6 protein-coding genes are annotated in these 6,251 nt (G+C 71.2%); 3 read left to right on the top strand and 3 right to left on the bottom strand.

The window, feature by feature from the left end:
* Positions 1-951: LysR family transcriptional regulator (locus VF330_RS30045; RefSeq protein ID WP_330855062.1), on the bottom strand; the 951-nt coding region annotated here is incomplete at its 3' end.
* A 140-nt stretch (positions 952-1,091) separates the two neighbouring features.
* Here VF330_RS30045 and VF330_RS30040 point away from each other — a divergent pair.
* The 3 genes from VF330_RS30040 to VF330_RS30030 all read left to right on the top strand — a co-directional run bounded on the left by VF330_RS30040 (position 1,092) and on the right by VF330_RS30030 (position 3,482).
* Entirely contained in the window at positions 1,092-1,892 is an 801-nt protein-coding gene (locus VF330_RS30040; protein WP_330855061.1) for an alpha/beta hydrolase, read from the top strand.
* 8 nt (positions 1,893-1,900) lie between these two features.
* The gene (locus tag VF330_RS30035; protein ID WP_330855060.1) at positions 1,901-2,695 is read left to right on the top strand and encodes an SDR family NAD(P)-dependent oxidoreductase; all 795 of its coding nucleotides are present in this window, start codon (positions 1,901-1,903) and stop codon (positions 2,693-2,695) included.
* Between the two features lie 91 nt (positions 2,696-2,786).
* The gene (locus VF330_RS30030) at positions 2,787-3,482 is read left to right on the top strand and encodes a PASTA domain-containing protein (protein WP_330855059.1); all 696 of its coding nucleotides are present in this window, start codon (positions 2,787-2,789) and stop codon (positions 3,480-3,482) included.
* A gap of 26 nt (positions 3,483-3,508) precedes the next feature.
* On the opposite strand, the gene VF330_RS30025 is transcribed toward VF330_RS30030, so the two are convergent.
* On the bottom strand, positions 3,509-4,060 hold the full coding sequence (locus tag VF330_RS30025) for an EF-hand domain-containing protein (RefSeq protein ID WP_330855058.1): 552 nt from the start codon (positions 4,058-4,060) through the stop codon (positions 3,509-3,511).
* A partial coding sequence (locus tag VF330_RS30020) for a molybdopterin-dependent oxidoreductase (RefSeq protein WP_330855057.1) occupies positions 4,053-6,251 on the bottom strand: 2,199 nt, incomplete at its 5' end. The genes VF330_RS30025 and VF330_RS30020, both read right to left, overlap by 8 nt.

Genomic DNA, 6,251 nt, shown 5'->3' with positions numbered 1-6,251 from the left:
GTCGAGCAGGTCCTCCGGCGGCACCCACAACGGACCGCCGTCCCGTTCCGGCCGCAGCCACCGGCGCTGTTCGGCCGCTTCCAGCGCGACGCCGATGAACTGCCGCACGGCTTCCGACTGCTCGCCGTCGCGCCACGCCAGCGACCACGGGTACACCGGCCGGAGCTCCTCCGGGCGGTGGATCGGGATGCCCAGGTCCGAGTACCGGTGGGCGTAGCTGTCGAACTCGAGCACGAAAGCCGGCGTGCGGGCACGGGTGAGCGCCGCCAGGCAGTGGTCGAAGCCGCCGGGGTTTCCCAGCCACCGCAACGCGAGACCGGTGTGCTGTTCGAGCGAGCTGAGGTAGCGGCCGTGCGTGTTGTAGAGCGCCGAGCCCGGTGGGTCCCCGAAGACCTCGAGCGGGCGCTCGTGCAGTGACGCGGAGGGGCGCGGCGCGTCTCCCGGCCTTCCCACGAGCCAGAACGGTTCGAGCCGCAGCAACGTGTGCCGCCACCCCGCGGGGTGCTCGGTCCTCATCGCCGCGGTGACGCGGATGATCGCGACGTCGAGCTCGTCGGCCAGCAGCGCGGCCAGCTGCCGGGTGCTGTCCATCGAGCTCTCCACGACCCGCACGTCGGGGAACCGGTCGTGGAAGGCGTCGGAGAGGACGCGCCCGCTGTCCAGGCTGAAGATGTGCGCGATGCGCACCCGGTCGGGTTCCGGTTCGCGTCGCATGCGGTCCGCGAGGGCCAGCAGCTGCCTGGCCTGGTCGAGGAAGTGCTCGCCGCGTGGCGTGAGCGCGACGTGGCGGCTGTCGCGCACCAGCAGCCGGCTGCCGAGGTCGTCCTCCAGCCTGCGGATCTGCTTGGACAGCGCGGGCTGGCTGATGAACAGCCTGGCCGCGGCCCGGCCGAAGTGCAGCTCCTCGGCGACCGCGACGAAGTAGCGCACCAGTCTCAGGTCAAGATCCATCGCGTCCTCCCGGCACGACCGTAGAGCGCGACCGGCAACGATGCCAGAGCGGTTATCGATCGTGGTCGAACGGGTCCTGGACGCCGGGTCGCGGTCGCTGTTGTCTGGCGACGAGAAACCGAGGAGAACGGAGAAAAACCTTGCCCGACACCAGACCGCCGGTCGTGTTCATCCACGGCCTGTGGCTGCACGCGACCAGCTGGCAGCCCTGGATCGACCACTTCGAGGCGGCCGGGTACTCGGCCGTCGCACCCGGCTGGCCCCACGAGCCCGACACCGTCGAGGCGGCGCGGAAGCACCCGGAGGCGGTCGCGGACACGACCATCGACCAGGCCACCGAGCACTTCGCCTCGGTCATCGCCGGTCTCGGCGAGGCCCCGATCGTGATCGGCCACTCCTTCGGCGGCCTGATCACGGAGAAGCTGCTCGGCCAGGGCATCGGACGCGCGGGCGTCGCGATCGACCCGGCCCAGATCAAGGGCGTCCTGCCGCTCCCGCTGGCGCAGCTGCGCTCCGGACTGCCCGCGCTGGGCAACCCGGCCAACCTGCACCGCGCCGTCATGTTGAGCGAGGAGGAGTTCCGCTTCGGCTTCGGCAACGCGCTGACCGAGGAGGAGTCGGCGGACATCTACCGGCGGTGGGTGGTCCCGGCGCCTGCGCGGCCGCTGTTCCAGGTGGCGGCGGCGAACTTCGTGCTGCACTCGCAGGCGCGGGTCGACACCCGGCGCTCCGATCGCGGCCCGCTGCTGCTGATCTCCGGGACCGCCGACCACACCGTTCCCGACGTCGTGACCCGGTCCACGTTCAAGCAGTACCGGGACTCCACCGCGGTCACCGAGCTCAAGCAGTTCGAAGGCCGCGGCCACTCGCTCACCGTCGACAGCGGCTGGCGCGACGTCGCCGACTCCGTCCTCGGCTGGCTGCACACCCAGGGAATCTAGGGGGACACGTGGATCTCGGACTCGAAGGCAAGGTCGCCGTCGTCACCGGCGCCAGCAAGGGCATCGGCCTCGCCATCGCCACCGCGCTCGTCGCCGAGGGCGCTCACGTCGTCGTCGGCGCCCGGTCCGGCAGCGCCGAACTGGACGCTCTCACCGCGGACGGCAAGGCCATCGCGGTCGCCGTCGACCTGGGCACCGTCGACGGACCCGGCCGGCTCGTGGACGCGGCACTGGCCGAGCACGGCCGTCTCGACGTCCTGGTCAACAACGTCGGCTTCGTCGCGCCGCGCACCACCGGGTTCCTGCTCGTCACCGACGACCAGTGGGCGCAGTCGATCACCCTCAACTTCCTGGCCGCGGTCCGCACCACCAGGGCGGCGCTGCCCGCGATGCTGGCCGCCGGCCGGGGCAGCGTCGTCAACACCGCCTCGGTCAACGCCACCCTGCCGGACCCCGCCGTGATCGACTACGGCGCGGCGAAGGCCGCACTGGTCAACCTCACCAAGGCGCTGTCCAAGGAGTTCGGCCCGCACGGCATCCGGGTCAACTCCATCAGCCCCGGCCCCGTCGCGACCGACCTGTGGCTGGGGGCGGGCGGCGTCGCCGAGACGCTCGCCGCCAGTGCCGGCGAGACAGCGGGGTCCGTGGCCGACCAGGCAGCGGCCCAGGCGGTCACCGGCCGGTTCACCAGGCCGGAGGAGGTCGCCGACCTCGCGCTGTTCCTGGCCAGCGACCGGGTCGCGGGCAACGTCACGGGCGTGAACATGGTCATCGACGGCGGCTTCACCACGGAGACGCACTGACCCGTGTCGACGGGTTGTCGACGGGTTGCAACCGCCCGGTCCTACCTTCGCCGGCAACGCACTCGGCGAAAGGACGACCACGATGAGATCGATGGTGAGACGGCTGGCGCTGATCGGCACGGCGCTGCCGCTGCTGTTCGGGATCGGGATCCACTCCGCTTCCGCCGCACCGCACACGGCCGACGGGACCGCGCCGGACGCGCACCTGTCGGCCGCGGCCGTCACCTTCACGACCGGCAACGACAACAAGGACTTCGACACGCTCGTGCGGGCACAGGTGGAGACCCCGTCCGGCCGGGTCGCGAGCGACTTCAGCGACGTCGGCACCGAGTACCGGGACAACAGCGTCCACGGGCCGTTCATGATGCGGACCGACACCGGTGTCACCGCCGCCATGCTGAGCTCCGGCCGCGTGCGGATCTCCATCGACCCCAACGGGAACGACACCTGGCACTTCGGTTACGGGCTGACGCTGTTCTTCTCGGACGGCACGTCGTTCGTGCTGCAAGCCGGCACCCTGTCGCTCAACCAGGACTCCCGGCAGCTGACGATCCCGTTCACCCTCACCACCCAGGTGGCGGTGCCGGACGTGATCGGCTCGTCCTCGAGCAGCGCCCAGGCCACCCTGCAGGCCGCCGGCCTGTCCGTCGCGGTGACGTCGGCCGTCGACCCGACGTGCAACTTCATCAACCAGGTCATGCGGGAGAACCCGCGGGCGGGCACCGTCGTGAACGTCGGCACCACCGTCACCATCACGATCGGGCTGAAACCGCGGATCTGCAACTGACGGACGGGCCGCCGCGCACCCGCCGGTCAGCCGGCGATCCTGCCGAACAGGTGGGCGGCGGGTGCGTCCGGGTCGTCGCCGTAGAAGAACTCGGTGAGCGCCTGGTGGAACTCGGCGCGGTCCAGCCCGCCGGAACCGTCCAGGTCCAGGGCCTTGAAAACGGCGGCACAGTCCTCAGTGGACACGTTGCCCGCCATGCCGAAGATCTCACCGAACTCCGCCTGGTCGACCCGGTCGTCGCCGTCGGCGTCGATCAGGTCGAAGTAGCAGTCGGCCACCGGCCCGACCTGGTGCGGGTACAGGGACCGGTCGGCCAGCGCCCGCCGGAAGCCCTCGGTCATCTCCCGCAGGTCGACCTTGCCGTCCCCGTCGCCGTCCATCGGCGCGATCACGTTGGCCCAGAACGCCTCCAGCCCGTCGGTCAGCCTGCGGGCGGTCTCCGAGCCTTGCGTGGCGCCGCGGGACTGGATGAAGCGCTCGCCCATCAGCCGGACGTCCTGAATGGTGATCACGCCGTCGCCGTCGACGTCCGCGCCCCGGAACCACTGGCGGTACTTGAGATCCTGGACTTCAGTCATGGCCCCGCAAGGTATTCAGGCCGCGATCGGGGTGTCCAGCCGCGTGACCCCTCTCGGGGAACCGGATCATTCGTTCAGGTGGCGTGAAGGCGAGCACGTCCGGAAGGGGTTCGTCGTAGCGTTCGACCTCGACCAGCACGCTGTGGGCGCTCGGTCCCTGCGACAGCCGCGAGCACGGCCGGTCCCCGGTGAGGGAGTTCGGGTTGCCGTGGCGGTCCAGCGTTCCGCTGCGGCCCGGCTCGACCGGGTCCCACCACGCTCCCGTCGACAGCTGCACGACGCCGGGCATCACGTCGTCCGACAGGATCGCGCCCGCGAGACAGCTGCCGCGGTCGTTGTGCACGCGCACGATCATGCCGTTCTCGATGCCGCGCGCCGCGGCGTCCGACGGGTTGATCGTCACGGGCTCGCGGCCCCGGATCTTCGAACCGAGGCTGTGGCCGCCGTTGTCGTACTGGCTGTGCAGGCGCGAGGCGGGCTGGTTCGAGACGAGGTGCAGCGGGAACCGCTCCGCCAGTTCGGCACCGAGCCACTCCACCGGTTCGAACCACTTCGGGTGCCCGGCGCAGTCGTCGTAGCCGAACGAGTCGATCTCCTCGGAGAAGATCTCGATGCGGCCCGACGGCGTCGCCAGCGGGAAGTTCACCGGATCCGAGCGGAGTGCCGCGAAACCGCCGGGGAACGGCCCGGTCGACGGGGGCAGCGCGACCGCGGAACCCCGCCAGAACTCGTCGAACCCCGGCAGGTCGGCGTCATCGCCCAGCGCGGCCCTCGTCTGCTCGTACAGGTGCCGCACCCACTCGATCTCGGAGCGCTCCTCCGCGAACTCCTTCTCGTACCCGAGCCGGGCGGCCAGGTCGGTGAAGATCCGGTGGTCGGTCCGCGACTCGCCCGCCGGCTCGCGGACCTTCGGCATCGCGACGACGTGCGGATCGGAGAACCCGGCGGCGAAGTCGTCCCGCTCCAGGCCGGTGGCGACGGGCAGGACGATGTCCGCGAACTTGGCCGTCGTGTTCCACCAGGCCTCGTGGACCACCACCGTGTCCGGGGCCTGCCAGGCGCGGGCCAGCCGGTGGAGGTCCTGGTGGTGGTGGAACGGGTTCCCGCCGCACCAGTAGACCAGGCGCAAGTCGGGCAGCGTGAGACGGCCGCCGTCGTAGTCGATGACCTCGCCGGGGTGCAGCAGGGCGTCGGCGATCCTCGCGACGGGGATGAAGTCCGGGACGGGGTTGGGAACCGCGGGAATCGTCGCCACGGCGGCGCGGTCCGGGTTGACGCCGGTCGCGTCCATCGTCGCGTACCCCGCGCCCCAGCCGCAGCCCGGCAGGCCCATCGATCCCGTCATGGCGGCCAGCACGACGGACATCCAGATCGGTTGTTCGCCGTGGTCGGCCCGCTGGACCGCGTAGTTCACCATCACGAGGGAGCGTTGGCTGGTGAGGCGGCGGGCGAGGTCGGTGAGCACCTCGCTGCCGATGCCCGTGACGCCGGCCGCCCACGTGGCGTCCTTCGCGACGCCGTCGAGCTCGCCGAGCAGGTAGGAGGCGAAGCGGTCGAACCCGGTGCAGCACCGGCGGAGGAAGTCCTCGTCGTGCCACCCGTTGACCAGGATCGTGTGCGCGATGCCGAGCATCGCGGCGGTGTCGGTGTTGGGGACGACCGGCAGCCACTGCGCGTCCAGGAAGTCGGCCGTGTCGCTGCGGATCGGGCTGACGTTGACGAACCGCACCCCGGCCTCGCGGCACTGGCGTTGCAGGTCGCGCGTCCGGTGCCTGGCCAGCCCGCCGGGGTTGATCTGGCTGTTCTTGAGCGCCAGCCCGCCGAACGCCACCACGAGCTCGCAGTTCGCGGCTATCTCGTCCCACATCGGCATCCGGCTCTGGTAGCTCCACGGATGACCGCCGATCACGTGCGGGAGGATGACCTCCAGCGCCGCCGTGCTGTAGGTGTTGCGGGCGTCGGTGTAGCCGCCTCCCAGCGCCAGGAACCGGTGGAGCTGTCCCTGCGCGTGGTGGAACCGCCCGGCGCTCGCCCAGCCGTAGGACCCGCCGAACACCGCGCTGTCCCCGTACCGGGACCGCACCCGGCGCAGCTCGTCGCTCACCAGCGTGGTCGCTTCGTCCCAGCTCACCTCGACGAAGGCGTCCGAGCCCCTGGCGGCACGGGTGCGGGGCTCGCCGTCCAGCCAGCC

Origin of the sequence: Lentzea sp. (assembly GCF_036380075.1) — a bacterium.
GTDB lineage: Bacteria > Actinomycetota > Actinomycetes > Mycobacteriales > Pseudonocardiaceae > Lentzea.
The sequence above is the reverse complement of the archived record's forward strand: the minus strand, read 5'-3'. Positions and strand labels throughout refer to the sequence as shown.